At 73.7% G+C, this 316-nt stretch carries 1 protein-coding gene; it reads right to left on the bottom strand.

From position 1 onward, the window contains the following. On the bottom strand, positions 1-316 hold a 316-nt coding region (locus ABWL39_RS20940; RefSeq protein WP_367796165.1), incomplete at both ends, for a phage tail assembly chaperone.

Here is a 316-nt window from a genome sequence, read left to right on the forward strand (position 1 = left end):
GCTGCGCCGGCACATCGCGCAGCGCCTGGCGATAGGGCTGCCAGCGCGCGGCGGTGGAGGCCGGGGCGTCACCGATCTGGGTCCAGTCGCTGTCGGCCAGGCGGCGGTCACGCTCGGCACGGACCTGGGCGGCCAGCTCGGCCTCGCTCGGCGGCGGCGGGTCGACGGCAATCGGGTGGCCGTGGCCGTCTGGCACGATCTGCTTGCCGGCCGACTGGGCGTCGAGCAGCGCGGCGTAGTCCTCAGCGCTGATCTCCACCGCGTCACGCGGGATTCTGCAGTCGGGGTTGTCGATGGCGATCGTCGGCGCGATGGT

Source organism: Chitinivorax sp. PXF-14 (assembly GCF_040812015.1).
In the GTDB taxonomy this organism is placed as follows: Bacteria; Pseudomonadota; Gammaproteobacteria; order Burkholderiales; family SCOH01; genus JBFNXJ01.